This window comes from Pseudarthrobacter sp. Hb11 (genome assembly GCF_059383655.1).
On the sequence record NZ_JBWZCM010000001.1, the window covers coordinates 256,655 to 282,730 of the forward strand.

General features: G+C 64.0%; 24 protein-coding genes and 1 pseudogene. 11 read left to right on the plus strand and 14 right to left on the minus strand.

The window, feature by feature from the left end; genetic code table 11:
- Window positions 1-553: 553 nt before the first annotated feature.
- Window positions 554-733: pseudogene (locus AC50X7_RS01260) on the plus strand (IS3 family transposase); the annotation flags it as partial.
- Between the two features lie 159 nt (window positions 734-892).
- Here AC50X7_RS01260 and AC50X7_RS01265 read toward each other — a convergent pair.
- The gene (locus AC50X7_RS01265) at window positions 893-1,576 is read right to left on the minus strand and encodes a TetR/AcrR family transcriptional regulator (protein WP_494977401.1); all 684 of its coding nucleotides are present in this window, start codon (window positions 1,574-1,576) and stop codon (window positions 893-895) included.
- A 78-nt stretch (window positions 1,577-1,654) separates the two neighbouring features.
- Between AC50X7_RS01265 and AC50X7_RS01270 the strand changes: the two genes are divergently transcribed.
- On the plus strand, window positions 1,655-1,948 hold the full coding sequence (locus tag AC50X7_RS01270) for a hypothetical protein (protein WP_494977402.1): 294 nt from the start codon (window positions 1,655-1,657) through the stop codon (window positions 1,946-1,948).
- A 414-nt stretch (window positions 1,949-2,362) separates the two neighbouring features.
- Here AC50X7_RS01270 and cspE read toward each other — a convergent pair whose 3' ends face one another.
- Both cspE and AC50X7_RS01280 read right to left on the minus strand, forming a co-directional pair.
- A complete protein-coding gene (cspE, locus tag AC50X7_RS01275) occupies window positions 2,363-2,566 on the minus strand; it encodes a transcription antiterminator/RNA stability regulator CspE (protein ID WP_104046164.1) in 204 nt (67 codons plus the stop codon).
- A gap of 283 nt (window positions 2,567-2,849) precedes the next feature.
- Window positions 2,850-5,474, minus strand: a complete 2,625-nt coding sequence (locus tag AC50X7_RS01280) for an AMP-binding protein (protein ID WP_494977403.1) — start codon at window positions 5,472-5,474, stop codon at window positions 2,850-2,852.
- 183 nt (window positions 5,475-5,657) lie between these two features.
- On the opposite strand from AC50X7_RS01280, the gene AC50X7_RS01285 reads away from it, so the two are divergent.
- The 9 genes from AC50X7_RS01285 (at window position 5,658) to AC50X7_RS01325 (ending at window position 13,228) form a co-directional block, all read left to right on the plus strand.
- Window positions 5,658-5,960, plus strand: coding sequence for a DUF4193 domain-containing protein (locus AC50X7_RS01285; protein WP_494977812.1), 303 nt, complete (start codon window positions 5,658-5,660; stop codon window positions 5,958-5,960).
- A 350-nt stretch (window positions 5,961-6,310) separates the two neighbouring features.
- Window positions 6,311-7,501: a type III polyketide synthase gene (locus AC50X7_RS01290; protein WP_494977404.1), complete on the plus strand. Its 1,191-nt coding sequence runs from the start codon at window positions 6,311-6,313 to the stop codon at window positions 7,499-7,501.
- Window positions 7,502-7,518: 17 nt separating this feature from the next.
- Window positions 7,519-8,202: a class I SAM-dependent methyltransferase gene (locus AC50X7_RS01295; RefSeq protein ID WP_494977813.1), complete on the plus strand. Its 684-nt coding sequence runs from the start codon at window positions 7,519-7,521 to the stop codon at window positions 8,200-8,202.
- 1 nt (window position 8,203) lies between these two features.
- Window positions 8,204-9,409 (plus strand): FAD-dependent oxidoreductase, encoded by a 1,206-nt coding sequence (locus AC50X7_RS01300; RefSeq protein WP_494977405.1) that lies wholly within the window; start codon window positions 8,204-8,206, stop codon window positions 9,407-9,409.
- Window positions 9,406-10,086, plus strand: coding sequence for a peptide deformylase (locus AC50X7_RS01305; RefSeq protein WP_494977406.1), 681 nt, complete (start codon window positions 9,406-9,408; stop codon window positions 10,084-10,086). Before AC50X7_RS01300 ends, AC50X7_RS01305 begins: the two co-directional genes overlap by 4 nt.
- 58 nt (window positions 10,087-10,144) lie before the next feature.
- Entirely contained in the window at window positions 10,145-11,032 is an 888-nt protein-coding gene (locus tag AC50X7_RS01310) for a putative RNA methyltransferase (protein ID WP_494977407.1), read from the plus strand.
- A 158-nt stretch (window positions 11,033-11,190) separates the two neighbouring features.
- Entirely contained in the window at window positions 11,191-11,655 is a 465-nt protein-coding gene (locus AC50X7_RS01315; protein WP_494977408.1) for an NfeD family protein, read from the plus strand.
- Between the two features lie 33 nt (window positions 11,656-11,688).
- Window positions 11,689-12,633 carry an SPFH domain-containing protein gene (locus AC50X7_RS01320; protein ID WP_494977409.1) on the plus strand — a complete coding sequence of 315 codons (945 nt, stop codon included), beginning with the start codon at window positions 11,689-11,691 and terminating at the stop codon, window positions 12,631-12,633.
- Window positions 12,634-12,880: 247 nt separating this feature from the next.
- Entirely contained in the window at window positions 12,881-13,228 is a 348-nt protein-coding gene (locus tag AC50X7_RS01325; protein WP_013600997.1) for an RNA polymerase-binding protein RbpA, read from the plus strand.
- Window positions 13,229-13,318: 90 nt separating this feature from the next.
- On the opposite strand, the gene AC50X7_RS01330 is transcribed toward AC50X7_RS01325, so the two are convergent.
- From AC50X7_RS01330 to prcA, 11 genes are all read right to left on the minus strand, one after another.
- A complete protein-coding gene (locus AC50X7_RS01330; RefSeq protein ID WP_494977410.1) occupies window positions 13,319-14,062 on the minus strand; it encodes a polyprenol monophosphomannose synthase in 744 nt (247 codons plus the stop codon).
- A 95-nt stretch (window positions 14,063-14,157) separates the two neighbouring features.
- Complete coding sequence (locus tag AC50X7_RS01335) at window positions 14,158-15,813, minus strand: amidohydrolase (RefSeq protein WP_494977411.1); 1,656 nt, start codon at window positions 15,811-15,813, stop codon at window positions 14,158-14,160.
- Window positions 15,814-15,864: 51 nt separating this feature from the next.
- A complete protein-coding gene (locus tag AC50X7_RS01340; RefSeq protein ID WP_494977412.1) occupies window positions 15,865-18,804 on the minus strand; it encodes a DEAD/DEAH box helicase in 2,940 nt (979 codons plus the stop codon).
- Window positions 18,805-18,824: 20 nt separating this feature from the next.
- Window positions 18,825-19,619, minus strand: a complete 795-nt coding sequence (gene tatC, locus AC50X7_RS01345; protein WP_494977413.1) for a twin-arginine translocase subunit TatC — start codon at window positions 19,617-19,619, stop codon at window positions 18,825-18,827.
- Between the two features lie 48 nt (window positions 19,620-19,667).
- Window positions 19,668-19,940 carry a Sec-independent protein translocase subunit TatA gene (gene tatA, locus AC50X7_RS01350; protein ID WP_307095033.1) on the minus strand — a complete coding sequence of 91 codons (273 nt, stop codon included), beginning with the start codon at window positions 19,938-19,940 and terminating at the stop codon, window positions 19,668-19,670.
- A 32-nt stretch (window positions 19,941-19,972) separates the two neighbouring features.
- Window positions 19,973-20,320: a hypothetical protein gene (locus AC50X7_RS01355; RefSeq protein WP_494977414.1), complete on the minus strand. Its 348-nt coding sequence runs from the start codon at window positions 20,318-20,320 to the stop codon at window positions 19,973-19,975.
- A gap of 10 nt (window positions 20,321-20,330) precedes the next feature.
- Complete coding sequence (locus AC50X7_RS01360) at window positions 20,331-22,337, minus strand: helix-turn-helix transcriptional regulator (protein WP_494977415.1); 2,007 nt, start codon at window positions 22,335-22,337, stop codon at window positions 20,331-20,333.
- A gap of 106 nt (window positions 22,338-22,443) precedes the next feature.
- On the minus strand, window positions 22,444-22,839 hold the full coding sequence (locus AC50X7_RS01365; protein WP_307095040.1) for an FKBP-type peptidyl-prolyl cis-trans isomerase: 396 nt from the start codon (window positions 22,837-22,839) through the stop codon (window positions 22,444-22,446).
- A 77-nt stretch (window positions 22,840-22,916) separates the two neighbouring features.
- On the minus strand, window positions 22,917-23,879 hold the full coding sequence (locus AC50X7_RS01370) for an FKBP-type peptidyl-prolyl cis-trans isomerase (protein ID WP_494977416.1): 963 nt from the start codon (window positions 23,877-23,879) through the stop codon (window positions 22,917-22,919).
- A 113-nt stretch (window positions 23,880-23,992) separates the two neighbouring features.
- A complete protein-coding gene (pafA, locus tag AC50X7_RS01375) occupies window positions 23,993-25,357 on the minus strand; it encodes a Pup--protein ligase (RefSeq protein WP_494977417.1) in 1,365 nt (454 codons plus the stop codon).
- Window positions 25,358-25,365: 8 nt separating this feature from the next.
- The gene (prcA, locus tag AC50X7_RS01380) at window positions 25,366-26,076 is read right to left on the minus strand and encodes a proteasome subunit alpha (protein ID WP_494977418.1); all 711 of its coding nucleotides are present in this window, start codon (window positions 26,074-26,076) and stop codon (window positions 25,366-25,368) included.

Consider the following 26,076-nt stretch of genomic DNA (forward strand, 5'->3'; position numbering starts at 1 on the left):
AAGCAGCTTGGGCTATATCGTAAACGAGTTCCGCCACCCTTGGCAGACCATCCATCTGTGCCCTACAAGGGCACGCCGGAAGAACAAACCGTGGGGGCGCTTGAGGATGATCTTTGAATCCGTGCCCGAACCTCAAGATTTCCTGAAGCCAATCATCCCAAGAAGTTGGTACTAGCTGGGCGCAGGCGCCGGCGCGTTAGGCGTCGAAGCTTCCCTGGAGTTGGCGTGCTCGTGCCAAGAAAGACCCCCGCTCTGGAAGCTCTCCCCCGGGCATTTTAAAACGCTGATAACCGGCCTTCCGTCACCCTGCCTCGACTTGGACTATCCCCTTACTTCCAAAAGCATGGTGCCGAAACTAGAAGGTGACTTGAGCGGTCCACGGCTGGGGTCATTTCAGGTTATCCATGGCTAGAAGTGGGAGCCGTTGGGGTAGCTCCCTGTTAACAGTAGCGGTGGATAACCTATAAGAATTGTCCCTGGCTGTGGGCGGCGGAAGCATACTCTTCCCGGCCTAGCGGAGGGCCAATTCCCACTGCTTAGGCTGCGGATGAGTTCGCTGCTGCAAAAGAACGTTCTGGACCGTCAGCGGTGGCTCACCAGGCAGGACCTCCGACTGGCCATCACGACCTGGATCGAGAGGACCTACCACCGCCGGCGACGGCAAAGACGGCTGGGAAAACTCACGCCCATCGAATATGAAACAATCAACCGGACCGCGCTCATAGCGGCCTAAGACCCCGAGTCAACAAAAGCCGGGGCAGTCCCGAGCAGCAGATCCTGAAGGCTGTCCAGCGCAATGATCTGCTGTGTGAGTGCGGTTTGCGCCTGCGCAGTCTGGTTCTTGTCACATCAACCGCAGCTTTACAGAACGTCTACTATCGGCCAGATGACTCTAGGGGTCGGAGGGGCTTGTCTCATTGTGAGGCCCGGGGGAGCCAAGGAGTTGTAAGCAGAAGGCGTCGCCCAGCCATCGCTCGTACTCTTCGTCGGTCCAGCCGCGGATTGGGACCAGGAGTTGCCACACGTTTGGATGGTTAAGTGTCCAGAGGATGTCAGTTGCCCGCGAGATGTTCAGGGATGGGGCGAGGGATCCGCTGGCATGGAGTTCCTCGATGATGGCGCGCTGCACGTCGAGGAGTTTCGCTTGGATGCCTGCCCAGAGGTCGGCGATCTCGGGGTCGGCTGACGCGGCGGTTCGGATCATTTCCAGTAACGCTCCGGACCGGGTCTTGACACGGCGTGCCTGCGCGGCGACCAGACGAAGCTTCCGTTCCGGGTCGGGTTCCTTGACCAGGGCCTGGTACCAGTCCCGTTCCAGAACGGGCAGCTTTGCTTCTTCGCCGCCGAGGCGGGCGTCCCACAGCGTGTGCACCAGTGCGGCCTTGGTGTCGAAGTAGATGTAGATCGTCTTCAGTGCCACGCCTGCTTCTTCGGCGATTGAGGGCATCGATGTTGCGGGGTAGCCCTGGCGCTCAAAGAGCCGCTGGGCAGCTTTGAGGATCGACTTGCGGGTTGCCTCGGCCTGCTCCCGGCGGCGGGGTGATTCGTACCTGCGGCTCTTGACCGTTGTTCCCATGCGAGTAGAATACCAACGTAATGATTACATGGTACGGGTATTCAATATCCGGGGATTGTATGGGAAGGACGATGGTCAATGGCAACTCTACGAATCGAGCTTCAGGTTCGTGACTATGAGGTGTGGAGGAGCGCCTTCGAGAAAGACGCCGCCGGACGTGAGCGCTCCGGAGCGCGGGGCTACAGGATCTTCCGCCCTGCGGAGCAGGACCGTGAGGTGATGTTGGATATTGACTTCGACTCGGTAGCCGAAGCCGGCGCATTCCTCGGCACGCTGCGCACCAAAGTGTGGCCGTCCCCGGAGAAGTCTCCGGCCAAGATCGGCGAGGCCAAAACGCACATCCTGGAGATGGTCGAGGCCCGGGAGTACTGATCAACCCGCAGAAACCTGTGCTCCAGGCAATTTATCCTGCACCTGAACGCCAGCGGCACCCCTGCTTCGAGAGGACGCTCGCGCATTGGCATAAAGGCCGGGCACATCCACTTCAGCGGTGTCCCAGAACCTAGCCCATCAAGGGGGGCTTAGAACGAACAGCTTTACACAAGTTCTGCCATCAGGGAACGGTGTCGGCGTCGGGGGAGTGTCAGAGCGCCACATCTCCGACTGCGTGATCAGCTCCGTGGCAGACGGGCGCTCCCTTGAGCTCGCTTTCGTTGATCGCCCGCCGATGCTGGCGCCTTAGTCTGGCGGGCCTTAATCGTGTTCATGCGGAGCTTGTTTACGGCAGGGGCGTTGTGGGAACAAAAAAGCTGACCGGCTTGTGCCGGTCAGCTTTTTGACCACCGCTTAGAGCGGCTGGATGTTCTCCGCCTGCGGACCCTTAGGGCCCTGGGTGACGTCGAACTGAACCTTCTGGTTCTCGTCGAGGGAGCGGTAACCGCTGGATGCGATTGCCGAAAAGTGTGCGAACACGTCAGCGCTTCCGTCGTCGGGGGCGATGAAACCGAAGCCCTTTTCGGCGTTGAACCACTTGACTGTACCTGTTGCCATGCTTGTTTCCTTCACGGGTCGCGGGCCGGATCCGCTTTTCGGATTGCCGTCCCCGCCACTCACATATTGAGCCTATGTGGCAGCAGTGGGGGCGGGCAAGAGAGTGGTCAAAGGCTGGACGCCCGGAGGACGGCCACACGAGGTTGCGGCAGCCTGACTTCTTCTTGAGTGGTTGTGACGTAACGTCGGCTATTTGGGAGCGGCAGGTGAAAGGCAGCGTGGGGGGAAGATCGCGTTCCGTTCCCAGCGGTGTAACGAGGGCGGGGATGGCCTGTTCAGGTACTCATACGGGAGCGACGGTTCCGGCTTGTATTTCCGGCTGCGGTGCTTGGCATTTTCGGAGCCACTTTTCCACCAGTGCCATGGCGCGGGTGGCTGCCACCCAATAAAGCACACCCGCAGCCAGGGAAGCGATGACAGCTATGCCCTTGTTCGCCGGATCGACAAGCGGGTACACGAGCCAGTGGGTCACGTAGATGTATAGGGATGCGCTGGCCAGCAGGGCGGTGAGCCGGTGCAGTCCGCGGGGGACGGCCAGGGTGGGCAGCCAGAGCAGGATGAGGAAGCCCACCAGGATCGTCGCGCTGCGGTACTGGTCGTCGAAGGATTCAGGGATGGTGAGCAGGGCTATTGCTGTCACGGTTGCCCTATGCCACAGGGTCCGCGATGCGGCGGCGGCCCAGCCAAGGCCGAACAGCCACAGGACAGGGCCCTGGCCCGGATAGCGGCTGTCGACAAGGTCGAAGAGCAACGGCAGGTCAACCGCTATCAATCCCAGAGCGAACCCCCAGGGCCATCTGCGCTGGGCGCGGTCAGCGGCTGGAATCGCCAGGAGTGCGGCTAGGCCTAGCAGAATGTGGACCAGGATCTCGATGAACCAGAACCGGGAGTAGTCGGTCCATCCTTCAGGACCCAGCAGGGGGTTCAGCAGGAAAACGTTGGCCCAGGTATAGGTATCGGTCACCGCGAAGGCGAAACTGATGACCGCAACGCTCGGGACGACTATCCGGGCAACGCTGCGCAGTTGCCGCCGGAGCCGCGCGCGGCGGTTTCCGGTGAGCTGGAAGCGCGCATAGTTAAAGCCTGCGACGGCGATGAGTACGTGGGCGGTCCCTTCCCAGTGGAAGAACCCTATGTGCGTGGAGACGATGAAGATGATGGCGATGGCCCGGAGGACGATCCCGGTTTCCATGGGGGCAAGCATCCGCCGCTGCCAGCGCCGCGACGTTCGCGCGACGGGACTGGTCCGTCGGCTTGCAGATTCACCTGCGGCTACGGACGGCGTGCCGGGCGGGGTGGGTGAGAGTTCGCAGACCGGCATTAGGTGCCAGCCCTGGGGGATGTATCCGAGGCAACGCTCCAGCCTTACCGACGCTGCCACGTAGGACAGCGAGTCGCCGCCCAGGGAAACGAAGGTGTCAGTATCGGCAATGTCCTCCTGTTCAAGGACTTCCGCGAAGATCGTCCGCACGTCAGCCGGGCGTGCCGGGGGTTCCGATGCAGCGGCAGTGCCGCTGGGACGCTCTCCTTTCTGGGACGCCAGGGCAAGGACGCCGGGGTAGTCCGGCTTTCCGTTCGCGAGGCGCGGTATGGACTTCACGGGATGAAGCTGGACCGCCGAGCGCGGCAGGCCCAGGTCCTGGGCAAGTGTTTTGGCCACCAGGGCAAGGTCATGACCACCTTCCACTGCGGCAACCAAGAAGTCGTCCGAGCCTGCAGCCGCGGCCGTGAGGCCAAGGTCAGCCAGCCGCTGTTCCACCTGTCCCAGGTCCACCCGGAGGCCAACGATTTTGACGAACCGGCTGCGCCTGCCAACGATTTCGTAGAGGCCATTGGGCCAGCGCCTGGCTAGGTCGCCGGTGTGAAGTTCTGTGGTGACCCGTCCGAGGGCAAGGTCTTCGGGCTGTTCGGCGTAGCCGAGCATCACGTTGGGTCCTATGTAGATTAGCTCGGAGTCCTCGAGGCCGGGGACGGGCTCGAGCCGGAAGGATCCGCCGGGCACGGCCACGCCGATGGCGTGGGGGTGTTCTGCTGCCAGGTCCGGAGGCAGGTAGGCCATCCGGGCGGTCGCTTCGGTCTGGCCGTACATGACAAACAGGTCCCAGCCCTGCCGCCTGCCCAGTTCCGCGTAGGATCGCACTCGGTCTGGATCGAGCCGGCCGCCCGCCTGGGTGATGTAGCGCAAGCTGGGCAGGTCCATGCGCTCAAAGCCCACCCGTTCGAGGAGATCGAAGGTGTAGGGCACGGCAGCGAAGGATGTCACCTTTTGTGTGCGGACCAGTTCCCAGAAGCACGGGTCGACCACGGAGAGATCGGTCAGCGCCAGCGAGGCGCCGACCAGGAGGTGGCTGTTCACCACACTCATCCCGTAGCAGTAGGAGAGGGGGAGCGTGGTGGCCGCAGTGTCGCCGGGGCGCAGGTGCAGGTACTGCGCTATTGCCGCGGCGTTGGCCTGCACGGAGTCAGCGGACAGGCGTACGAGTTTGGGTGAGCCTGTGGATCCGGAGGTGCTCAGCAGGAGCGCAAGCTCCGGGTGCAGCTCATGCCGGGTTTCGTCCCGCCGGATGTCCAGGACCGCCTCGCCGTTGGATGCGGGGACCACGATGTCCGGATCGTACGCGGCAATCAAGGTCTCGGCGGATATCCCGCCAGTTGTGGGCAGGATCAACAAGGGGTTGCCGGAGGACAGGGCGGCGAGGTAGACAACCAGGGACGGCAGGGAATTCTCCGCCTCGAGGGCGATCAACCGCCGAGCGGGGCCGAAGCTACGGGCCATGTCCTCGACACGGCGTCCCAGTTCGCCGTAGCTCACTGAATGGTTTTTGGTCCTGATGGCGGTGCGGTCTCCGAAGCCGGCCAAGTGGGCGGCGAACGAGACTCCTCCTGCCAGTTCTGGCTGTACAGTCACGCCCTGCACAGTAGAAGGCAAACCTAACCTAACTCAATTGGACTTTATCCCCGGCCACAAAAGTTACACCGGGCGAACAGCTGCCCCCAACACCCCTCGTAGCTTTCAACGGGGGAACAAATGGTGCCTGGGTGTACGTTGCAGTGTCGTCAGAATAGAACGTCAGAAATGAGAAACACTCAAGTGGCAGCCGATTACGACGAACTCCGTTCCGACGTCAAGGAATCCCAGGATCGTTCGCTGGAGGCATTGCAGTCTGCGAACGCCCCGGATGCCCGCAGCGTCATCACCGAACTGGACGAAGCCGATGCACTCGATGAGGGCCTGACCCCAGGGGGAGAAATTGTCTCCGAGGAGCTCATCGTCCAGGTCATTCCCCAAGCCGCGGACGAGTTCACCTGCTATTCCTGTTTCCTGGTCCGGCACAGGTCCCAACTGGCACGTGAGAGCAACGGCCATTCATACTGCATCGAGTGCGAAGGCTAGGCGGACGTTTCTCCAAGCTAAGCACTCGGAAAGTTCGTCCAAACTGATTCCCCAGTGAACGCCAAGCTTCGGGTGGGCATAATGTGACCGGAGCTTCGCCACTTTACAGCGCTTCTCACTGGCTCCATTGACCGCAGTACAGGGGTGGACAAGGAGCTGGCATTTCCACCCCTAAGCCCCTCTCAGCTCCAGCTTTACATAATGTAGATTATCGGCGTTTCTGGAGGTGGCGTGGGAGGGGCAGGAATGTGCCCACTGGCAAGCAAAAGCAAGCGCACCTGCAGCCTCAGCCGAAAGCCATGAATCCGCAGGTCATTGTCTTATTCCGGGCGCTCGTTAAGAATGAGTCAATGACGGTCTATGTGCGATCACTGGAAACTGCAGTTCCGAAAACGATTCTGATCCAAACAGAAGCCCGTGACGTGTTTGCGGCCCAGCCAGGCTTGACGAGGCTCGGCTCACGCCTGGTCAACACCTGTTTTGATTCTGCTGCCATTGATACGCGCTTTACCGCCGTGGACGAACTCACACCGAATTCCCGCTCCGACGATCCGCAGTTCTTCGATCCTGACACCGGCCTGCTGCTGAATCCCAGCACAAAGGTCCGCAACGACATCTTCGGCCGCGAGGCAACAAAACTCTTCGTGGAAGCCGCCCGTGCAGCAGTCAATGCCGCCCCGGAACTGGATTTACTTGACATAACTCATCTTGTGACCGTGTCCTGTACGGGCTTTTTCAATCCCGGCCCCGACTACAAAATCGTCCGGGAACTGGGCCTGGATCCTGCCGTCCAGCGCTACCACCTGGGATTCATGGGCTGCTATGCCGCGTTCCCGGCACTCCGGGCCGCAAAACTGTTCTGTGAGGCCGACCCGCAGGCCGTAGTCCTGGTGGTGTGCGCCGAGCTGTGCTCCCTGCACGTCCGCACCTCAAACGATCCGGACACCATTATGGGCTCAGCACTTTTCGGCGATGGCGCGGCGGCCGCCGTCGTCACTGCACGCAGCGGCTCAGAGGAAAAGTCCCTGCTCCAGCTTGACCACTTCGAAACCGTGCTCACACCGGTCGGCGAAGACTCGATGGCGTGGAACATCGGCGATCATGGATTCGAAATGATTTTGGGGAATTATGTCCCGCACATCATCGATGACCACATCGTTGGCGCCCTGCAGCCCCTTCTTGCCCGAGAGCCGGAACTGGAGGCACTCCCCTACACGTCCATCCGGCATTGGGCCATCCACCCGGGCGGCCGGAGCATCCTGGACAAGGTTCAAACCCGGCTAAGTCTCACCGACGAGCAACTGGTTCCGGCACGCGAGACGCTGCGCAACTACGGAAACATGAGCAGCGCCACCGTGCTGTTCGTCCTCAAGCACATCCTGGAACAGGACCCCGAGGACGGGGACGAACGCATCTGTTCCATGGCCTTTGGCCCGGGACTCACGGTGGAGACTGCGCTGTTCACCAAACTGCGTCAGGCTGCGGCCGCGGACATGGGCCGGGTGCCCGGACACGCCGCGGCAGAAGTACCCGTAGCCTGATCCCCTTGGACCTGCTGATGCGGCAGCGCGCCGTCGAGGCCGTGGAACTGATGGACGACCCGGACTGCGACGCCCGGCGCCTGCAGAACACCTACCGCCAGTTTGGGGTGGTCAACCGCGCACTGTCCGGGTGGCGGAGCCTCTACGTGCGGGAGCTTCGTCCCTTCATGGCCGCGCATAAGACTCCCGCCACGCTGTTGGACATCGGCTCCGGGGGCGGCGACCTCGCGCACCTGCTGGCGGGCTGGGCCCGACGCGACGGACTTCCGCTGCGTATTGCCGGCATAGACCCTGATGCGCGGGCTACCGCCTATGCGCGGGGGCGTCCGCCCAAACCTGGTGTCGAGTTCCGGCAGGCGCACAGCGCCGATCTTGTCCGGGAGGGCGAATGCTTTGATTTCGTCATTTCAAACCATGTCCTGCACCACCTCTCGGCGGACGAACTTCAGCAGCTGCTCGCCGACTCGGCAGCCCTTTCCACCAGGAAAGCGCTGCACAACGACCTGAGGCGCAGCCCCGCCGCGTACGCGCTCTTCTCAGCCGCCGCCCTGCCATTTCACCATTCCTACATCCGGAAGGACGGACTGACATCCATCCGCAGGAGCTACACGCCGTCCGAACTGGCCGCCCTCGCTCCCCCGGGCTGGCACGTCGAACCCACCACCACGTTCCATCAGGTCCTGACCCTGCGCAGGACCTGAGATGGCAGCGGCAACAGACGTGGTGATCATCGGTGGGGGTCCGGTGGGCCTCTACCTGGCCGCCCTGCTGCTTCAGGACGGCGTCAGCGTCAAGGTTCTTGAACAGAGGCAGGCCCGGAACCTGCACTCCCGGGCCATCGGCATCCATCCGCCCGCCCTTGAGGCTTTGCAGCAAGTGGGGATTGCGTCCTCCGCAGTTCGGGAGGGAATAAAAATCCGCGAAGGTATGGCGGTCAGCGGCGGAAAAACAGTAGGCATCATGCCATTTGCGGCGGCTTCGGACGCGTATCCGTTCGTGCTGGCCCTGCCCCAGTTCAGGACAGAAGAGCTGCTGGAAGAGCGGGTCCGCCACCTGGACAGCGGCGCCCTGGTCAGGGGCGTGCGGGCCGCTGCAGTGAAGGACGACGGCGGGTCGGTCACGGCCGTTGCGGAACCCGCCGGGGGCGGCAAGGGAGGAGCGGCCGCCTTCGCGGCGTCCCTCGTGGTGGCGGCCGACGGCGCCCGATCGCCCATGCGCGACCTCTTAGGGGTACCGGTGTGCCGGAAAATGTATCCCGACCACTACCTCATGGGCGATTTCCGGGACGCGGGGCTTTACGGGGAACGGGCGGTGCTGTTCCTTGAACCGGGCGGAATCGTTGAGTCCTTTCCGTTGCCGGGCGGAATGCGGCGGTGGGTGGTGCGGCTGGGAAGGTCTGCCGGTACTGCCGGGCCGGATGAGTTGGCACAGCTGGTCCTGCGCCGAACCGGGATCCTCCCGGATGCCGGCACCAACACCATGGTGAGCGCCTTCAGCGTCCGGTCCACCGTCGCCAGGAGCATGGTGGCGGGGCGGGTGTTCCTGCTCGGCGATGCTGCCCACGAAATCAGTCCCATTGGTGGCCAGGGCATGAATCTGGGCTGGCTGGATGCCCAGGCCCTCTCCCCCCTCATCCGGGCGGCATTGGCGGGCGGAAGCCTGGACCACATGAATGAGGAGCTTAAGGAGTTCCAGGCACGGCGGCAACGTGCGGCGGCAGTGGCCAAACGGCAGTCCGAAATCAACATGATGCTGGGACGGCCCCTGCCCCGGCCGTTATTGAACCTCCGAAACCTGGGGATGAGCGCCGCTGCTGCCACTCCGGCGGTCAACCGATGGGTCGCGCGGCGCTTCACCATGCAGGGGCCGAAGTTCGTGTCCGGCCCGGCCGCTAGGCTTTCCCCATGAGCCAAAGCCTGCCCGAGACCGCATACACTGCAGAGCAGATCCGCGAAAACGTGGAGCTCATACTGTCGGCCGGCGCTCTCCCGCCCATCGTGCAGGCAGGCCACCCGGCGCTCAGGCAGCGCGCAGCCGCCTTCGACGGCCAGCTGTCGGACGACGAACTGGAGCGGCTGATTACCCTGATGCGGCAGGTGATGCACGAGGCTCCGGGCGTTGGGCTGGCAGCGCCCCAACTCGGAATACCGCTGCAGCTGGCCGTCATGGAGGACCAGTACGACGTCGACCCTGAGGCTGCTGCCCTCCGTCGCCGAAGCCCGCTGGAATTCCTCGCCGTCCTGAACCCCCGCTACACGCCGCTGGGCCCTGGCGTTGCGTCCTTCTACGAGGGCTGCCTCTCACTCAACGGGCTTCAGGCCGTGGTGGCCCGTCACGAAAACGTGCTTCTTGAGTTCCAGTCCCCCGACGGGGCCGCCATGCAGCGGGAGTTTTCCGGCTGGCAGGCCAGGATCGTGCAGCATGAAACCGACCACCTGCAAGGTGTGCTGTACGTGGACCGCGCCCAGCTTCGGTCCCTGAGCAGCAACGCCGAATACGCCGCCCACTGGGCCGAGCCAGGCATCAGCAAGGCGCAGCAGGGGCTCGGTTTCGACTCCGGCCCCGCCGGCATCAGCGCCGGCTGACCTTGCAGCGCACCCTGCGCCGGAAAGAACCGGATATGGGAGCCATAGAATGGTTGCCATGCCCTCCACCACTGACCTTTTACTGCTGTGCCCGGTGTGCCGGGAACCGCTGGAACTTCTGGCTGCTGCCCCGGCGGGTCAGAGCCGCCTGGCCTGCCGTGCCGGCCACAGTTACGACGCCGCTCGCCAGGGCTACTTCAACCTGCTGGTCGGGAAGGGCACTGCCTTCGAGTCCGACACTGCGGAAATGGTCCAGGCACGCTCCGACTTTTTGGAGGCGGGGCATTACGGGCCTCTGGCAGCTGCGGTGGCGGCCGCCGTCGTTCCATGCCTGTCCGAAGAACGCGCCGCGGTCGTGGACGCCGGAACGGGAACCGGACACTACCTGAGGGCGGTGCTCGACGCTGCCGCGGCACAGCGCCGCCGCCAGGTGGCTGCCGTAGGCCTGGACATCTCCAAATTCGCCCTGCGCCGGGCCGCACGGCTCAACCCCGAGGCTGTGAACCTGGTGTCCGATGTCTGGCAGCCATTGCCGTTGGCAGACAAGTCGGTGGACGCCATAACGGTCGTATTTGCACCCCGCAATGCCGCGGAATTTGCGCGGGTACTGCGGCCTGCCGGACGGCTGGTGGTGGTCACACCCCGGACCGGTCACCTCGCTGGCATCGCCGCGGTCACCGGAATGCTCGGCATCGAGGAAGGCAAGGAAACCCGGCTGGCCGAAGCGATGGGCAGCCATTTCGACGTGGAAAGAAGTACCGACATCGAGATTCCGCTGGCACTGACCCGGCAGGAAGCGGCAAATCTCGCTTTCATGGGTCCGGCGGGCCACCACCTCCAGCGGGAGGACCTTTCGAAACGACTGGAGAGCCAGCCGGAGCCCGTTCAGGCCCAAGCGAAGTTCCGGCTGACGGTCTTTCGGCCCAGCAAACCCGCTGCGACGTAACGACGGGGCCCAGCAAACCCGCTGCGACGTAACGACTTGGCCACTATCCCCGCACGACCGCTGAGAGCCAGCCCACAGTGGACGGGGCCGCACTAAGATTGGAGGACAGTTACTGGCGGGTGCGCGCGTTCGGCTCCCCGTAGCGAAGGGGGAGCACGTTGTTCGAATGGCTCGGGGAAAACTGGTGGGCATTGTGGCTCACCGCCTTCCTGGCGTTTGCCGTGATCGAGATGATCACGCTTGACCTGTTTTTTATCATGCTCGGCGGAGGAACCCTGGCCGCACTGGTAGCCGACTTCGCGGGCGCCGACCTCTGGCTGCAGATCGTGGTCTTCTGCGTGGTGTCCCTGCTTATGATCGCCTTCGTCCGGCCAGTGGCCCTGGCGCACCTGAAGAACAGTCCGTCTGAGCAGCGCACCAACGTGGACCGGCTCATCGGTGAGCAGGCCGTGGTGATGGAGCCCGTGACATCCGACGGCGGCCTGGTCAAGATCGGCGGAGACATCTGGACCGCCCGCTCTGCAGGCGGCGTCCTTCCCGCCGGCAAAAAAGTGGTGGTTTCCGCTATTGACGGAGCCACGGCAGTGGTAACAGCGCCGCCGGAAGCAGCAAGCCAGTCCTGATACAGCCTGAACAAATGGGGAACAAGGAGATGTATGGATAACGCAGGAGGAACTGCATTGGCCATTGTGCTGGTGGTCCTGATCGTGTTTGTGATAATCGTGCTGGTGCGGTCGGTGCGGATCATTCCGCAGGCGCGCGCGGGCGTGGTTGAACGGCTGGGCAAGTACCAGCGGACGCTTAATCCAGGGCTGACCATCCTGATTCCGTTTGTTGACCGGCTCCTGCCGTTGCTGGATCTCCGTGAGCAGGTGGTTTCGTTCCCTCCGCAGCCGGTGATCACCGAGGACAACCTGGTGGTTTCCATCGACACCGTTGTCTACTTCCAGGTCACGGACCCGAGGGCCGCCACCTACGAGATCGCCAACTACATCCAGGCAGTCGAACAGCTCACCACCACCACGCTGCGCAACGTTGTGGGCGGGCTGAACCTTGAAGAAGCACTTACCTCCCGCGACCAGATCAACGGACAGCTGCGCGGGGTCCTGGACGAGGCCACCGGCCGCTGGGGCATCCGTGTCTCTCGGGTGGAACTCAAGGCGATCGACCCGCCCCACTCCATCCAGGACTCCATGGAAAAGCAGATGCGTGCAGAGCGTGACCGCCGGGCAGCCATCCTGACTGCCGAAGGCACCAAGCAGTCAGCCATCCTTACCGCCGAAGGCCAGCGGCAGGCGTCCATCCTGGCCGCGGAAGGTGACGCCAAAGCGGCCATCCTGCGCGCTGACGGCGAGGCGCAGGCCATCCAGAAGGTCTTTGACGCCATCCACAAGGGCAACCCGGACCAGAAACTGCTGGCGTACCAATACCTGCAGACCCTTCCAAAGCTCGCAGAGGGTTCTTCCAACAAACTCTGGATCATCCCGAGCGAAGTCGGCGAGGCCCTGAAGGGGATTGGCAACGCTCTTGGCCGAACAAACCCTGATCCTGCCGTGGCGGGACTGTTCGACGAAGTGGGAGCCAAAACCTCCGAGCCTTAGGTCAAGGCCACGAACGGCACAATGAGGGGATCCGTAGCTGCTGCGGATCCCCTCAATTTTGGCCGGGGCGGCATGACACCGGTATAATTGGGTATTTGTCCGGCAGGAGCAATCCGCTGGAACAACCGAGCTTCGCAATGCGTTGAATCTTAAGATGCAGCACAGAGCAACACAGTAGTCCGGCGGTGCTTCTTAGCCACCGGCTAGCGCGGGGTTTCACTCCGCCATCCGACCAGAGGGAGAAAACATGAGCGATCGCAGCCTGCGGGGCATGCGCCTTGGTGCGCAGAGCATGGAGACCGAGTCCGGAGTCGAGCCGGCTCCGCGCCAGCGTGTCGAGTACCGGTGCGAGGACGGCGAGCAGGTCTTTGTTACGTTCTCCTCTGAGGCCGAGATTCCCCCGGTCTGGGTTTCCAAGACCGGCAAGGAAGCGCTCCTGGTCGACGGCGAACGCCCGGACACCAGCAACGACAAAGCTGTCCGCACGCACTGGGACATGCTGCTGGAACGCCGCTCGCTTCCGGAACTGGAGCAGATCCTTGAGGATCGGCTGACCATCCTGCGCGAACGCCGCGGAGAACGCCGCTCCGCATAAAACTGTCGAGATGCACCAAGGGCCGTCCCCCACACTGTGGGAGACGGCCCTTCGTTTAGGCGCTTAATCGGGACGTGCCGGCGGGAGAGCTCACGGCTGTACGGGCGACTTCTTGCGGGTGAGGGTGTTCCAGCGGGCTTGGAGTCCCCACTTGGTGACGTTGATCATTGCCTCCACAACGATGTTGCCGCTCATTTTGGAGGCCCCGAGTTCGCGCTCCACAAAGGTGATGGGCCGTTCCTCGATCCGCAGGCCCATGCGGGACACCCGCCAGGCGAGGTCCACCTGGAAGCCGTAACCGACTGAGTCCACCTGGTCCAGGTTGAGCTTTTCCAGCGTCGTCCGGCGGAACGCGCGGTAGCCGCCGGTAACGTCCTTGATCTTCAGGCCCAGCATAAGGCGGGCGTACGTGCTTCCCACCCGCGAAATGGCCTGCCGGTACAGCGGCCAGTTGACGACACTTCCGCCGGGAACCCAGCGGGATCCCATGGCAAGATCGGCGCCCTGGTCAATAGCTTCGAGGAGCTGGGGAAGCTGTTCGGGCTGGTGGGAACCGTCCGCGTCCATCTCCACGAGGACGTCGTAGCCAGCGTCGAGTCCCCACTTGAAGCCGGCGATGTAGGCGGCGCCCAGGCCTTCTTTGCCCTTCCGGTGCAGGACGTGCACCTGGGAGTCTTCGGCAGCGATTCCATCTGCGAGCTGCCCTGTGCCGTCGGGGCTGTTGTCATCCACTACCAGCACGTCCGAGGACGGGACGGCTGCGCGAAGCCGCTGCAGGGTGATAGGCAGCGATTCCAGCTCGTTGTAGGTGGGGATGATGGTGAGGACGCGCACAGAGGGCCTTCCTGGAGGGAACGGTCGGTGCACCCGCTCACGAGCGAAATCGCTGGCAGGCGCAGCTACCCATTATAGGGCGGAGGGCGCGGGGGTCAGGAACGCAGGGCAGGGTTGGCGTGCAGCTCCAAGCCGTCCCTTACAGTCTGCAGGCAAACCGGGTCCGAGCCGGTGTCCAGCGCAGGCAGCAACGGTGTGCGGGCCCTGGGGTCGGTGCTCCACGACTGCACCCTGCCGTCGGCCACTTGCACCATCAGCTCCTCTACCTCCCAAACAGCGAAGCTGGCGGGAGCTCCGGGGACCAGCTGGCCCGCCATGGGATTGTGATACCTGGCTGCCCGCCACCCGGCACGGGTGTGTCCCAGGAAAGCCGCGCGAGCCGAAATCCGCTCGTCTTCATTGTGGTGCTCAAGGCAAGCCCTGACGCTGGACCAGGGGCGCAGCGGCGTCACGGGGCTGTCACTGCCGAAGCAGACCGGAACCCCGGCAGAGTACAGGCTGGCAAACGGGTTCATGGCCCTGCTCCGCTCCCCCAGCCGCTTCTCGTAGAGTCCTCCCGGACCACCCCAGGCAGCGTCAAAGGCCGGCTGGGCACTAACGGTCACGGAGTAGCGGGCAAGCGTTGCAACGGCTGCTGCGTCCACCATCTCCACGTGTTCAAACCGGTGGCCGGCGGCCCGGATCCTTTGCTCCCCCACTTCGGCGGCCGCCAGCTCCAAAGCTTGTAGTGCGGCATCCAGCCCGGCATCGCCAATGACGTGGAAACCACCTTGGATCCCGGCGAGGGAACAGGCTGCAAGGTGGGCCGCTGCCTCCTCGACTCTCAGGTACAGGCTGCCGGACTCGTCCGGGGCGTCGCTATAACCGGACCTCAGGGCCGCCGTCCGTGATCCTAAGGACCCGTCGATGTTCAGGTCTCCGGCCAGGCCCCGGACGCTGACGCCCAGCTGGTCAAGAATGCTGCGGGCGTGTTCTTCCGATGTGGCCAGTTCACCCCAGTAAGGCAGTACCTCAGGAGCGGGGGTGTCCCCGTTGCTGTTCCAGCTATACGCCACCCGAAGATCCTCCGCACCCCCGATGTGCGGCGCTCCGATCTCTGCCACTGCCACGTAGCCGTTGGCGGCAGCCTCGGCCAGGGCGCGGCCCTGGTGCCGGCGGAGCACCTCTGCCGGGAGCCGGCGGGTTGCCTGCCGGGCCGCCGCGTGCGCGGCCCGCCGGACCCTTGCGCCGCCGTCGAAACCATCAAGCCCGCGGAGGCCGGCCGAGGCTGCCAGGGACGTCGAGACCAGGGCAGAGTGGACGTCAACGCGGGCCAGGTAAACGGGGCGGCCCCCTGCAGCCCGCTCCAGTTCCTCCGCGCTGGGCAAGGTGGCGTCGGCCCAGGTGGTGTCATCCCAGCCGTGACCCAGGACCGGGCCGTCGCCGGGCGCGGTGGCCACGGCGGCCAAAAGGTCTTTTGCCGAGTTCAGGCCCTGCAGGGCCAGGGAATCCAAGGCGATCCCGGTTTCGGTCAGGTGCATGTGTGAGTCCACGAAACCGGGGGCAACCAGTGCGCCGCGGAGGTCGATGACCTCCATGGAGCTGTCCTGGATGGAAGACGCTGCCTGTTCCGATCCCACCCACGCCACCGTGTCTCCGTCCACCAGCATGGCGGTGGCAAACGGGTCGGCGGCGGTGTAAACGGAGCCGTTGCGGTAAAGCACCGGGCTGGTTTTGGAGCGGGATCCGGGCAGGGATTCGGGACGGGGCATGGGTAAGCAAAACTCCTGGAGATAGGAAGGCCGGCAGCAGCAGGCGCTGGATCAGAGGACGGAAGAATAGGCCACAACGCCGCGGCGGACCAGCGAGATGGCGTCGGAGCAAAGGCGTGCGAGACGTGGGTCCAGGCCGGGAATCTTTGCCAGTTGGTCCAGCAGGTCAACCACCTGCTTCACCCAGCGGACAAAGTCCCCCGCTGCGAGGTCCGTACCGCTCAGGACGTCCTGCAGGTGCCGGCCACGCGCCCACTTGTAGATCGGCCACACCAGGCCCAGCTCGGGCTCGCCGGTCAGCGGAAGCTTGTTTTCCTCTTCCGTATCCTCAAGGGCGGACCATTCCCGGACAACGATGTCCACCGAGGTCTCCAGGGAGACGCTGGGCATCCGCGGCCGCATGCCGCGGTCCTCGCGCTTGGCCTGGTACACCAGGACGCTGGCGAGGGCTGCGACTTCCACGGCGTCCAAGTCATCGAAAGCGCCCAGCCGGAGGGACTGGGAAATCAACAGGTCCTTTTCGCCGTAGATCCGCCTCAGCCTGTGCCCGTCGGGGCTGATCATCAGCCTGCCGTCCGTGGTCGGTTCGAGGTAGCCGTAGGAGGACAGGACATCGCAGACCCGGTCGAAGGTCTTGGCGATCGTGTTGGTGCGGCCCTGGATCTGCCGGACCAGCCCGTCCGTCTCCCGCCGGAGCTTCCACCAGCGCTCGGACCATCGTGCGTGGTCCTCCCGTTCGCTGCACCCGTGGCACGGGTGGCCGCGGAGGGCGCGTCGAAGGTCCGCGATGCGCTTCTCCTGGTTGGGCAGGGACGTGGCGAGGCCGAAATCGTTGTTCCGGTTATTGCCCGGGGCCGGCGGGCGGTTCTCCCGCAGCGCGTTCCGTGCGGAAGATGCGAGGTCACGCCGGGACTTGGGAACCTTGGCGTTGAAGGACTTGGGGATGCGGATGCGCGTCACCGGCGCGATGGGACCTTCGAGGTCATCGGTCCCGATGCGGCGCAGCTGGTTGTCCAGCGTCAGCACAGCTGGCCGCGGTTCCCGGCTGCTGTGGTCCGAACTCAGCACAATGGCCGGTCCAGGGGCCCGTCCGCCCGGGACATGCACTACGTCCCCCGGAAGCAGGCGGGCCAACGAATCATCGCTGAGTGACTTCCGGGCGCGCGACTTGGTGCGGGAAGTCGCGTTTTCGGCGTCGGACAGCTCCCGGCGCAACCGGGCGTACTCGGTAAAGTCTCCGAGGTGGCAAGTCATCGATTTTGCATAGCCTGCCAGCGATTCCTCGCGGCTGCGGACCTGCTTGGCCAGGCCCACCACCGAGCGGTCCGCCTGGAACTGCGCGAAGGAGGATTCCAGAATCTCGCGTGCCCTGGCCCGGCCGAACTGGGCCAGGAGGTTAATGCTCATGTTGTAGGTGGGCCGGAAGCTCGAGTTCAAGGGGTAGGTGCGCCGTGACGCCAGGCCGGCCACCGCCGTCGGGTCCGTCCCCGGCTGCCACAGAACCACGGCGTGGCCTTCGACGTCGATGCCCCGCCGTCCGGCACGGCCGGTCAGCTGGGTGTACTCCCCCGCAGTGATGTCCACATGGGCTTCACCGTTGAACTTGTCCAGCTTTTCGAGCACCACCGAGCGCGCCGGCATGTTGACGCCGAGGGCGAGTGTCTCCGTGGCGAACACAGCCTTGACCAGGCCGTCCGCGAAGAGCTTCTCCACGACCTCCTTGAAGGTGGGCAGCATGCCGGCATGGTGCGCCGCGAAACCGCGAAGCAGTCCGTCCCGCCAGGTCCAAAAGCCCAGGACTTCCAGGTCGTCCGGTGGAATGTCATGACCGGCCTCGTCAACGCGCTCCGCAATGATCCGCTGCTCCTTTTCGGTGGTGAGCCACAGTCCGGAACCTACGCACTGGGCAACGGCAGCGTCACAGCCGGCCCGGGAGAAGATAAAGGTAATGGCCGGGAGGAGGTCCATGCGGTCAAGGCTTGCGATGACCTGCGGCCGGCTGGCCGGGCGCACCCCCCGCTCGTCGCCGCCCCGGCCCGGGCGGTCATTCCCGCGCCTGCCGCGCTGGCCGCGGCCGCCGGGACCACCGGGCCCAGACCTCGCGCGGAAGCTCTGCATGCTTTCGCTGCGGGCAACGGTGAGGAGGTCGGGATTGACGTCAAAGCCCCGGCTTGCAGAAGCTGCCTTCCTGGAGTCCGGCTGCGCTTCGTCGGCATCCACCGGCGGAGCGATTTCGTCGAAGGTGGTTTCCCCTGCAAAGAGGTCCATGATCTGCCGGCCCACCATGACGTGCTGCCAGAGCGGCACGGGCCGGTGCTCGGACACAATGATGTCCGTATCGCCGCGGACGGTATCAAGCCAGGCGCCGAACTCCTCGGCGTTGGAGACGGTGGCGCTGAGGGAGGCCACCTGCACTTCGCTGGGGAGGTGGATGATGACTTCTTCCCAGACGGCACCGCGGAACCGGTCTGCAAGGTAGTGCACCTCGTCCATTACCACGTACCCCAGGTCGCCCAGGGTCGCCGAATCGGCGTAAAGCATGTTGCGCAGGACTTCAGTGGTCATCACCACCACGGGAGCATCGCCGTTGATACTGGTGTCACCGGTCAGCAGGCCCACGCTGTCGGCTCCGTACTTGTCGCTGAGCTCGGTGAACTTCTGGTTGCTCAGCGCCTTGATGGGTGTGGTGTAAAACGCCTTCAGGCCGCGTTCGAGGGCCAGATAGATGGCGAACTCGCCAACAATGGTTTTGCCGGCCCCCGTAGGAGCTGCAACCAGCACGCCCCTGCCCTCCTGCAGGGAGAGGCAGGCCTGCCGCTGGAAGTCATCGAGTTCGAAATCGAGGGTGCGGGAGAAGGCTCCGAGGTACGTGGCTGCCTCTGCCCTTCGTTCAGCGCTGAGACGGTACTTTTCCGCCGGGGAGAGCTCTTCAGGATCGCTCGGACCGGTAGAGAATGGCCTGGGCTGGAACGAACCGTCGGTGGAGGACATACCCCAAGCCTAACGGGCGCTTAGAGGTTCTTCAGCTCACTGCCCGGGGTGGCGACGTCCGCTGTGGCCTCGGTTTCCGCTGCCCGCTTGGCCTGCCGGCGTGCCCTGCGCTTGTCGTTCATCAGGCAGACCCCAATGGCGGCGAAAAAGAGCACCAGCAGCGGGCCTGCAAGCATAAACATGGAGATGGCGTCCGCGCCGGGGGCCGCGATGGCCGCCAGGACAAACACCAGGAACACGGTGATGCGCCAGGCCTTGAGGATGGTTTGGCCGGAGATAACTCCGGCCATGTTGATACCCACCAGCACGACGGGGACCAGGAAGGCTATGCCCAGCACCAGGACCATGCGGGTCACGAACTCGATGTAGGTGCGCGCATCAATCACGCTGGACGAACCGTCCGGCGTGAACTGGGTCAGGGCCCGGACCACCTGCGGCACCACAAGCCATCCCGCCCAGATACCGGCAAGGAACAGCGGGACGGCAGCGGCCATGTAGCCCAGTGTGTAGCGCCGCTCCTTGGACGTGAGGCCCGGGGTGATGAACGCCCACAGCTGGTAGATCCAGATGGGACTCGAAATGACCACCCCGATAAGGAGCGACATCTGAAGCTTGAAGTCGAACGGAGAGGCGATGGTACCGAAGTTGATCGCCGAGAGCCCACCGGTCTGCTGGGAGATGCGGTTGACCGGATCAGCCAGCGCCTTCAGCAGCGGATCGTAAAGTATCCAGCCTCCGATGCCGCCAATGACGACGCCGATAGCCGACTTAATCAGCCGGTTCTTCAGCTCTTTGAGGTGGTCCCAAAGAGCCATCCGCCCCTCGGGGTTGGCTTTACGGGCCCGCGACAGTGCCACTGGGGGTCAGGCGCGGTTCGACGGCGGAACGTCAGTGCCGTCGGTCGGCTCGCCGGGCTTCGCCTGGGGGTGGTTCACGATGGTGCCTTCCACCGGGCCTGAGGCGTCAGTGGATTCGGTCTTGCCGTCGTTCTTCATTTCCTTGACTTCGGACTTGATGATCCGCATTGACTGTCCGAGGCTGCGGGCCATGGCCGGAAGCTTGGGTGCGGCGAAAAGAAGCAAAGCAACAACAATGATAATTACGATGGGCCAGGGGCCATCAAAGAGTCTTCCCACGGGAAATCCTTTCGTCTAAGTACACTTTACTTCTAAGTGAAGTCCAGATCGCCGAGTGCCTGCGGCTGGCCCCGGTCCGTCTTGCGCTGCACTCGTTTGAGGCGGCGTTCTTCCCGTCGGAATGACTTGGATGCTTCGTAATCATGTCGCATGACGGTCGGGGAGGCAAAAACTGCGGAACCAGGGTGCTCCTTCGCCGGATCCGGGTCTGCGGCGGGCTGCTCAATGGGGCCCAGCTGCCCCAGCTTGTCGCCTGCGGCGCCCAGATCCTTGAGGGTGGCCATGACTTGGCGGAACAGCCGGATGCCCAACAGGACATAGAAGAGCAGTGACACCGCAACAAGCGCCACCCATATAAGGATCCAGGACCACCAAGGCATGCTGAGAAGTCTAGCCGCCGTACCTGGCCAGCGCCGCCGCCAGCCAGGTGCGGGCCGCGTCGGCAAGCTCCGCGGGCGCCAGGATCCGGGCGGAACCGCCGTGCTGGGCCACGAACATCGGAAGCCATGCCGTGTTGCCGAACCGTATCTCAGCCACCAGCCCGCCGTCGTCGAGCTCTGCGGTGCGTTCCGCGTAGTAGTCGTCCGCGAGCCCCCTCCCCTGCCGGGTGAGCTGGACGGTGACGATCGTATCGTCGTCTTTGGCGGTAAAGAGTTTCGCCGGAACCCCCTTGGCGGGCGTGGTCCCTGCCGGCACGGGCCTGCCATTCGGGTGAATGTCCTGAACGCGGTCCAGGCGGAAGTTCCTCAGCCCTTCCACGGAGTGGCAATAGGCCTCGAAGTACCAGATGTTGTCCAGCGAGTAGAGGCGCAGCGGGTCCACGTCGCGTTCCGAGACGCTGTCCCGCTGCGGAGCCAGGTACCTCAGGCGCAGCTGGGACCCCGACTCGATGGCCTGCCGTACGGTGGCGTGCGTTGCGGCATCAGCAGGCGCCACTTCCGGCCCGGCAAGGGAGGCTGCACGTAGCCCCTCCTCGCCGGCTGCCGCCAGGAGCTTAAGCGTTACTGATTCCAGTGCGCCGCCCTCTGCTAACTCCGGCAGGCCGTTCAGCGTCTCCAACCCGGCCAGGAGGGCGCAGGCCTCCTCAACGGTGAAGCGGACGGGTTGGGTCAGGTCCAGGTCCTGGGTGATGTAGACGTGGTCGTCCTCCCACTGGATGTCCAGCAGGTCGTCGGGGTATCCCTCCGGCAGGCCGGAACAAATGAGGATCTGCAGATCATCCTCCAGTTCCTTCCTGCTGACGCCGAAGTGCTCAGCAACATCCTGAATGTGCAGGCCCTGATTGTGCACCAGGAAGGGCACCAGCTGGAGCATCCGCTTGAGCTGGTCCTCCGAGGTGCGCGCGCGGACGGGACGGGCGGGCACAGCCGCGAACTGGAACTGGGGAACGGCGGCGGCACTGAAGTCAGCTGCGGCGCGGAGCCTGCGCCGCACGGCATGAGCCAGTTCGGCGGGAGCCGCGGCCAGAGCGTCAGGGCCATAGGACGCCAGCTTTTCAGCCAGGACCTCCGGGTCCCGGTACTGCAGGCTGATCCGCTCGTAGCCGGCTTCGGGTCGCTGGAACGGGGTATTGTCCTGGGCAGCGTCCGGCGCATTGCCACTTTCAATGGCGCGGCGACGCAAGGCAAGCAGGCGCCCCTCCCGGACGTCCACGACGGCGGTGCGCAGCGGCAGCTCCGGCAGGCGGTCCAGTTCCTGCCGGATGTTAAAGTCGCGCGGGGGCGTGAATTGCTCCCGTTCAAGGGTGGTGACCGCACTGGTGAAGCGGGAGAGCCGGAAATGGCGGGGTGCCTCCCGGGCACGGTCGTAGCCCGCGAGGTACCAGTGCCCGAAGCGGCTTCCCAAGCCCCAAGGCTCTACGGTCCGTTGTTCCTCGGTTCCGGTGCTGCCGGCAAGGTAGGTGAACGCGACGGGGTGCTTGGCATGCATCGCTGCAACCAGGTCGTCGAAGGCCTGGCCCGCGGGTTTGATCCTGGGTTGAACCCCGGCGGGCAGTTGGACGTCCGCCATGGCACCGGACGCCTGCAGCTTCCGCAGCGCACTCTGGGCGGCTGTGCCCAAGGCAGCACGCTCCCAGAGTTGGGAGGCCAGGAGAAGTACTGTCCACTCCTCCGGTCCGAGCTGGACGTCAGGCAGGCGGTTGGATTCCTTGCCGATGCGGTAGCGGGTGGTGGCGGGGTCATCCTCGCTCCAGCCCAGGTCGGTCAGGGTTTCGACGTCAAACCCGAATTTGCGAAGATCGCTTTTGTCCCGTTCGAACATGCGGCCGAAGGATGCCTCATTGCCGGGGGTGTCACGGTAGATCGTTTCGCGCAGTTCACTGCGGCGCAGGCCGTACCTGGTGTTGAGCAGGGCGATCAGCAGGTTCAGGAGGCGTTCAGTACGGGATGCGGACACCCTCGTTACGTTACTAAACTCCGTGCCGGAACGCAGGAAGCGCGGCAGCAACAGGATGTGGTGGTCCTGTTCCTGCCGCGCTCCTGGCGGATTGCTGTGCCTGTGGTCAGCGAACGCCCACGAGGTCAACCACGAAGATCAGGGCTTCGTTGGGTTTGATGGCTCCACCGGCGCCACGGGAACCGTAGGCAAGCTCGGAGGGGATTTCGAGGCGGCGGCGGCCACCTACCTTCATGCCCAGGAGGCCCTGGTCCCAGCCCTGGATGACCTGGCCGACTCCGACGCGGAAGTCCAGCGGCGCACCGCGGCCCCAGGAGGCGTCGAATTCTTCACCGGTGGACCAGGCTACGCCCACGTAGTGGGTGGAGACCGTGTCTCCGGCCGTGGCTTCGCGGCCGTCGCCTTCGATGAGGTCGGTGATGACGAGTTCCGTGGGCACATCGCCCTCGGGGAAATCGATTTCGGGCTTCTGGCGGTCAAAGTCGCGCTGTCCAAAAGACATGGTTGCTCCTAGGTGTTCGGCAGATGATGTGCTGCTGTTGGATGCCGCGGCGGGGGCCGGGCCTGTTGCCATTGTTGCTACTTGGCTCCGAGGATGTCCACTACGAAGACAAGGTCGCCCTTGGCCTCGCCCTGGCCGGCATCGCCGTAGGCCAGGTCCTTGGGGATGACCAGCAGGACGCGTGAGCCCACGGTCTTGCCGGCAAGGCCCTGGGTCCAGCCCTTGATGACGCCGGTCAGCGGGAAGCTCGCAGGCTCGCCCCGGTCAAAGCTCGAGTCGAATTTTTTGCCGCCCACGAGGGTGACGCCGACATAGTTCACTGTCAGGGTGTCAGATTCCTTCACGGTGGCGCCGTTGCCCTTGATGAGGTCCTGGGATACCAGCGCGGTGGGAGCGGCGACACCCTTGACGTTGATCTCGGGGATGCCGTCTTTCTCGGTGACGGCAGGCAGGCCGGCGGGCGGGGTCACCGTTTCACCTTCGGGCTTCTCCAGGGCAGGGGTTACGTCCGAAGCGGAAAGCACCTTGATAATGAGGAGCTGCGTGGGCTCGGTGGCGGCTGACGGGCTCGGGCTGGCACCGCCGGAGGGGCTGGGGGCGGCAGCAGCGGCCCGTCCGGGAACGGCGAGGGCAAGGCTGGAACCGACCTTGGCGCCAACTAATGCGTTGTAGATGACCTCGCTGCCGGTTTTCAGTTCCTCGTTGAGCTCCAGGGGCTCGGGCTCACTCGGGAAGGTGTCCTCGAGCGTGGATCCGTCCGTGCCATTCAGGGCAAGGATGGAGATGTTGGCAATTTGGTTTGCCTTCACCGTCTCGCCGTCACCCTCGGTGACCACTTTGATGGTTGGTTCAGCGACTTCGAGCGGCTTGGCGAATTCCACGCCGGGAGCTTTTTTGTCCCCGTTGTCGGTCAGTTTGAGGGAGTCGAACTTTGCAGTCTCACCAGCAGACTTGCTGGTGGGCTCCGACTCTGCTGTCGAACCGCCACAGGCGGTCAGCATCAGCAAAGCGGGAAGAAGGAGTGCTAGTAGTCGGCGCACGTAAGAGAACTTTCGTCGGGGCAAGATGGAGGCGGTGGTCCGCAGCTCGGCGGGCGGCACCGCGTGCAGGCCCTCGAAAGGGCTCTATCAAGAATAGCCCCTGAAGCTGGGTGTCAGCCCATAGAGTCGAGAAGGGCATCCACGCGGTCATCGACGCTGCGGAACGGATCCTTGCACAGGATGGTCTGGTGCGCCCGGTCGTTCAGTTTCAGGTGCACCCAGTCCACGGTGTAGTCCCGGCCCAACTCCTGCGCCCGCCGGACAAAGTCGCCGCGGAGCTTCGCGCGGGTGGTCTGGGGCGGCGCGTCGACGGCGTCCTTGATGACCGTGTCGTCCACGATGCGCCGCACTGCCCCACGGGACTGCAGCAGGTAGTAGAGGCCGCGGCTTCTGGAGATGTCGTGGTACGTCAGGTCGAGCTGGGCTATCCGTGGGGCGTCCAGGCCGAGGCCGTGACGTTCCCGGTATTTGTCCATCAACTTCTTCTTGATGGCCCAGTCGATCTCGGTGTCGATGCCGCGGGTGTCGCCGCTTTCGATCGCCTTCAGCGTACGTTCCCAGAGGTCGAGGATCACCGGGACGTGGGGGTTGTGGGCGCCGTGTTCCTTGACGAACGCTGTTACTTTTGTGAGGTACTCCTGCTGGATCTCAAGTGCGGTGAGTTGGCGTCCATTGGCGAGCCGGACCAGTGCCCGGCCGCTGAGGTCGTGCGAAATTTCGCGGATGCTGCGGATGGGGTTTTCCATCCGCATGTCGCGCATGATGACTCCGGCCTCGATCATTCTCAGGACGAGGTCCACCGTGCCCACCTTCATCAGGGCCGTGGCTTCAGACATGTTGGAATCACCGACTATAACGTGAAGCCTGCGGTAGAACTCGGCATCCGCGTGCGGTTCATCCCGGGTGTTGATGATGGGCCGGGACCGGGTGGTGGCTGAGGACACGCCCTCCCAGATATGGTCCGCCCGCTGGGAAAAGGCGAAGGTTGCCCCGTGCGGCGTTTTCAGGATCTTCCCGGCGCCGGCGATGAGTTGCCTGGTGACCAGGAAGGGGATCAGGATCTCGGCCAGCCGGGAGAACTCTCCCCGGCGGGGAATAAGGTAATTTTCGTGACTGCCGTAGGAGTTCCCGGCGGAGTCCGTGTTGTTCTTGAACAGGTAGACCGTGCCGTTGAATCCCTCGGCTGCGAGGCGTGCCTGTGCCTCGTCCACGAGGTCGTCGAGGATCAGCTCCCCGGCCCGGTCGTGGGCGATCAACTGCGCGAGGTCGTCACACTCGGCCGTGGCGTACTCGGGATGGGACCCAACATCGAGGTACAGCCTGGAGCCGTTCGTAAGGAAAACGTTGGATGAACGGCCCCAGCTGACCACCTTGCGGAAGAGGTACCGGGCCACCTCCTCCGGGGCAAGAGGCCTCGAGTCGGGGCTGGAATAGGAAATCCCAAATTCCGTTTCGATGCCGAAGATTCTCTTGTCCATCTGTCCTCCTAGGCCAGCAGTGCAGTGATATCCGCGTCATCAAGCCGGCGGAAGGCGCGCCGCGAGCCGCGCGAGGTCTGGGACGACCTGTCCAGGACGGCAACTTCCACAGCCTTCGGGGGCAGGGCCTTCGGCTGTTCGCCGCTCTCGGCCGCCGGAACCAATGCCCCCATTGCAAGGCGCAGGGCGTCGGCAAAGCTCAATGAACTGCGCCACCCGTCCTCGATGGCTGCGGAAACCTTGTCGGCTTGTCCGCCCATCACTACAAACTGGTGCTCGTCGGCGATGGAGCCGTCGAAGGTCAGGCGATAGAGATGGTCCTCCGCCTGGGTAGGACCTACCTCCGCTACTGCGAGTTCAACCTCGAACGGCTTCTGCTCCGCGGTGAACACGGCGCCGAGGCTTTGTGCATAAACACTGGCGAGGCCGCGGGCGGTAACGTCCTCCCGGTCGTAGGAGTAGCCCCGGACGTCCGCGTACCTGACCCCGGCCTGCCGAAGGCTCTCAAATTCGTTGTACTTCCCGACTGCGGCGAACGCTATCTTGTCGTAAATCTCGCCAATCTTGTGCAGGGACGGCGATGGGTTCTCGGCCACCAGCGCAATGCCGTCGGCGCAACTGATGACAGCAACGGACCTGCCGCGGGCTATGCCCTTCCGTGCGAAATCCGCACGGTCCTTCATCAGTTGTTCAGGCGATACGTAAAACTGCTGGGTCAT

What these genes read in the sequence shown, in the direction of transcription:
- AC50X7_RS01355 (WP_494977414.1), bottom strand. Translation starts at nt 20,320, where the DNA reads ATGCCTTGGTGGTCCTGGATCCTTATATGGGTGGCGCTTGTTGCGGTG.
- AC50X7_RS01295 (WP_494977813.1), top strand. Translation starts at nt 7,519, where the DNA reads ATGCGGCAGCGCGCCGTCGAGGCCGTGGAACTGATGGACGACCCGGAC.
- AC50X7_RS01320 (WP_494977409.1), top strand. Translation starts at nt 11,689, where the DNA reads ATGGATAACGCAGGAGGAACTGCATTGGCCATTGTGCTGGTGGTCCTG.
- AC50X7_RS01340 (WP_494977412.1), bottom strand. Translation starts at nt 18,804, where the DNA reads ATGTCCTCCACCGACGGTTCGTTCCAGCCCAGGCCATTCTCTACCGGT.
- cspE (WP_104046164.1), bottom strand. Translation starts at nt 2,566, where the DNA reads ATGGCAACAGGTACAGTCAAGTGGTTCAACGCCGAAAAGGGCTTCGGT.
- AC50X7_RS01325 (WP_013600997.1), top strand. Translation starts at nt 12,881, where the DNA reads ATGAGCGATCGCAGCCTGCGGGGCATGCGCCTTGGTGCGCAGAGCATG.
- prcA (WP_494977418.1), bottom strand. Translation starts at nt 26,076, where the DNA reads ATGACCCAGCAGTTTTACGTATCGCCTGAACAACTGATGAAGGACCGT.
- AC50X7_RS01270 (WP_494977402.1), top strand. Translation starts at nt 1,655, where the DNA reads ATGGCAACTCTACGAATCGAGCTTCAGGTTCGTGACTATGAGGTGTGG.
- AC50X7_RS01290 (WP_494977404.1), top strand. Translation starts at nt 6,311, where the DNA reads ATGACGGTCTATGTGCGATCACTGGAAACTGCAGTTCCGAAAACGATT.
- AC50X7_RS01335 (WP_494977411.1), bottom strand. Translation starts at nt 15,813, where the DNA reads ATGCCCCGTCCCGAATCCCTGCCCGGATCCCGCTCCAAAACCAGCCCG.
- tatC (WP_494977413.1), bottom strand. Translation starts at nt 19,619, where the DNA reads ATGGCTCTTTGGGACCACCTCAAAGAGCTGAAGAACCGGCTGATTAAG.
- pafA (WP_494977417.1), bottom strand. Translation starts at nt 25,357, where the DNA reads ATGGACAAGAGAATCTTCGGCATCGAAACGGAATTTGGGATTTCCTAT.
- AC50X7_RS01365 (WP_307095040.1), bottom strand. Translation starts at nt 22,839, where the DNA reads ATGTCTTTTGGACAGCGCGACTTTGACCGCCAGAAGCCCGAAATCGAT.
- AC50X7_RS01310 (WP_494977407.1), top strand. Translation starts at nt 10,145, where the DNA reads ATGCCCTCCACCACTGACCTTTTACTGCTGTGCCCGGTGTGCCGGGAA.
- AC50X7_RS01300 (WP_494977405.1), top strand. Translation starts at nt 8,204, where the DNA reads ATGGCAGCGGCAACAGACGTGGTGATCATCGGTGGGGGTCCGGTGGGC.
- AC50X7_RS01305 (WP_494977406.1), top strand. Translation starts at nt 9,406, where the DNA reads ATGAGCCAAAGCCTGCCCGAGACCGCATACACTGCAGAGCAGATCCGC.
- AC50X7_RS01265 (WP_494977401.1), bottom strand. Translation starts at nt 1,576, where the DNA reads ATGGGAACAACGGTCAAGAGCCGCAGGTACGAATCACCCCGCCGCCGG.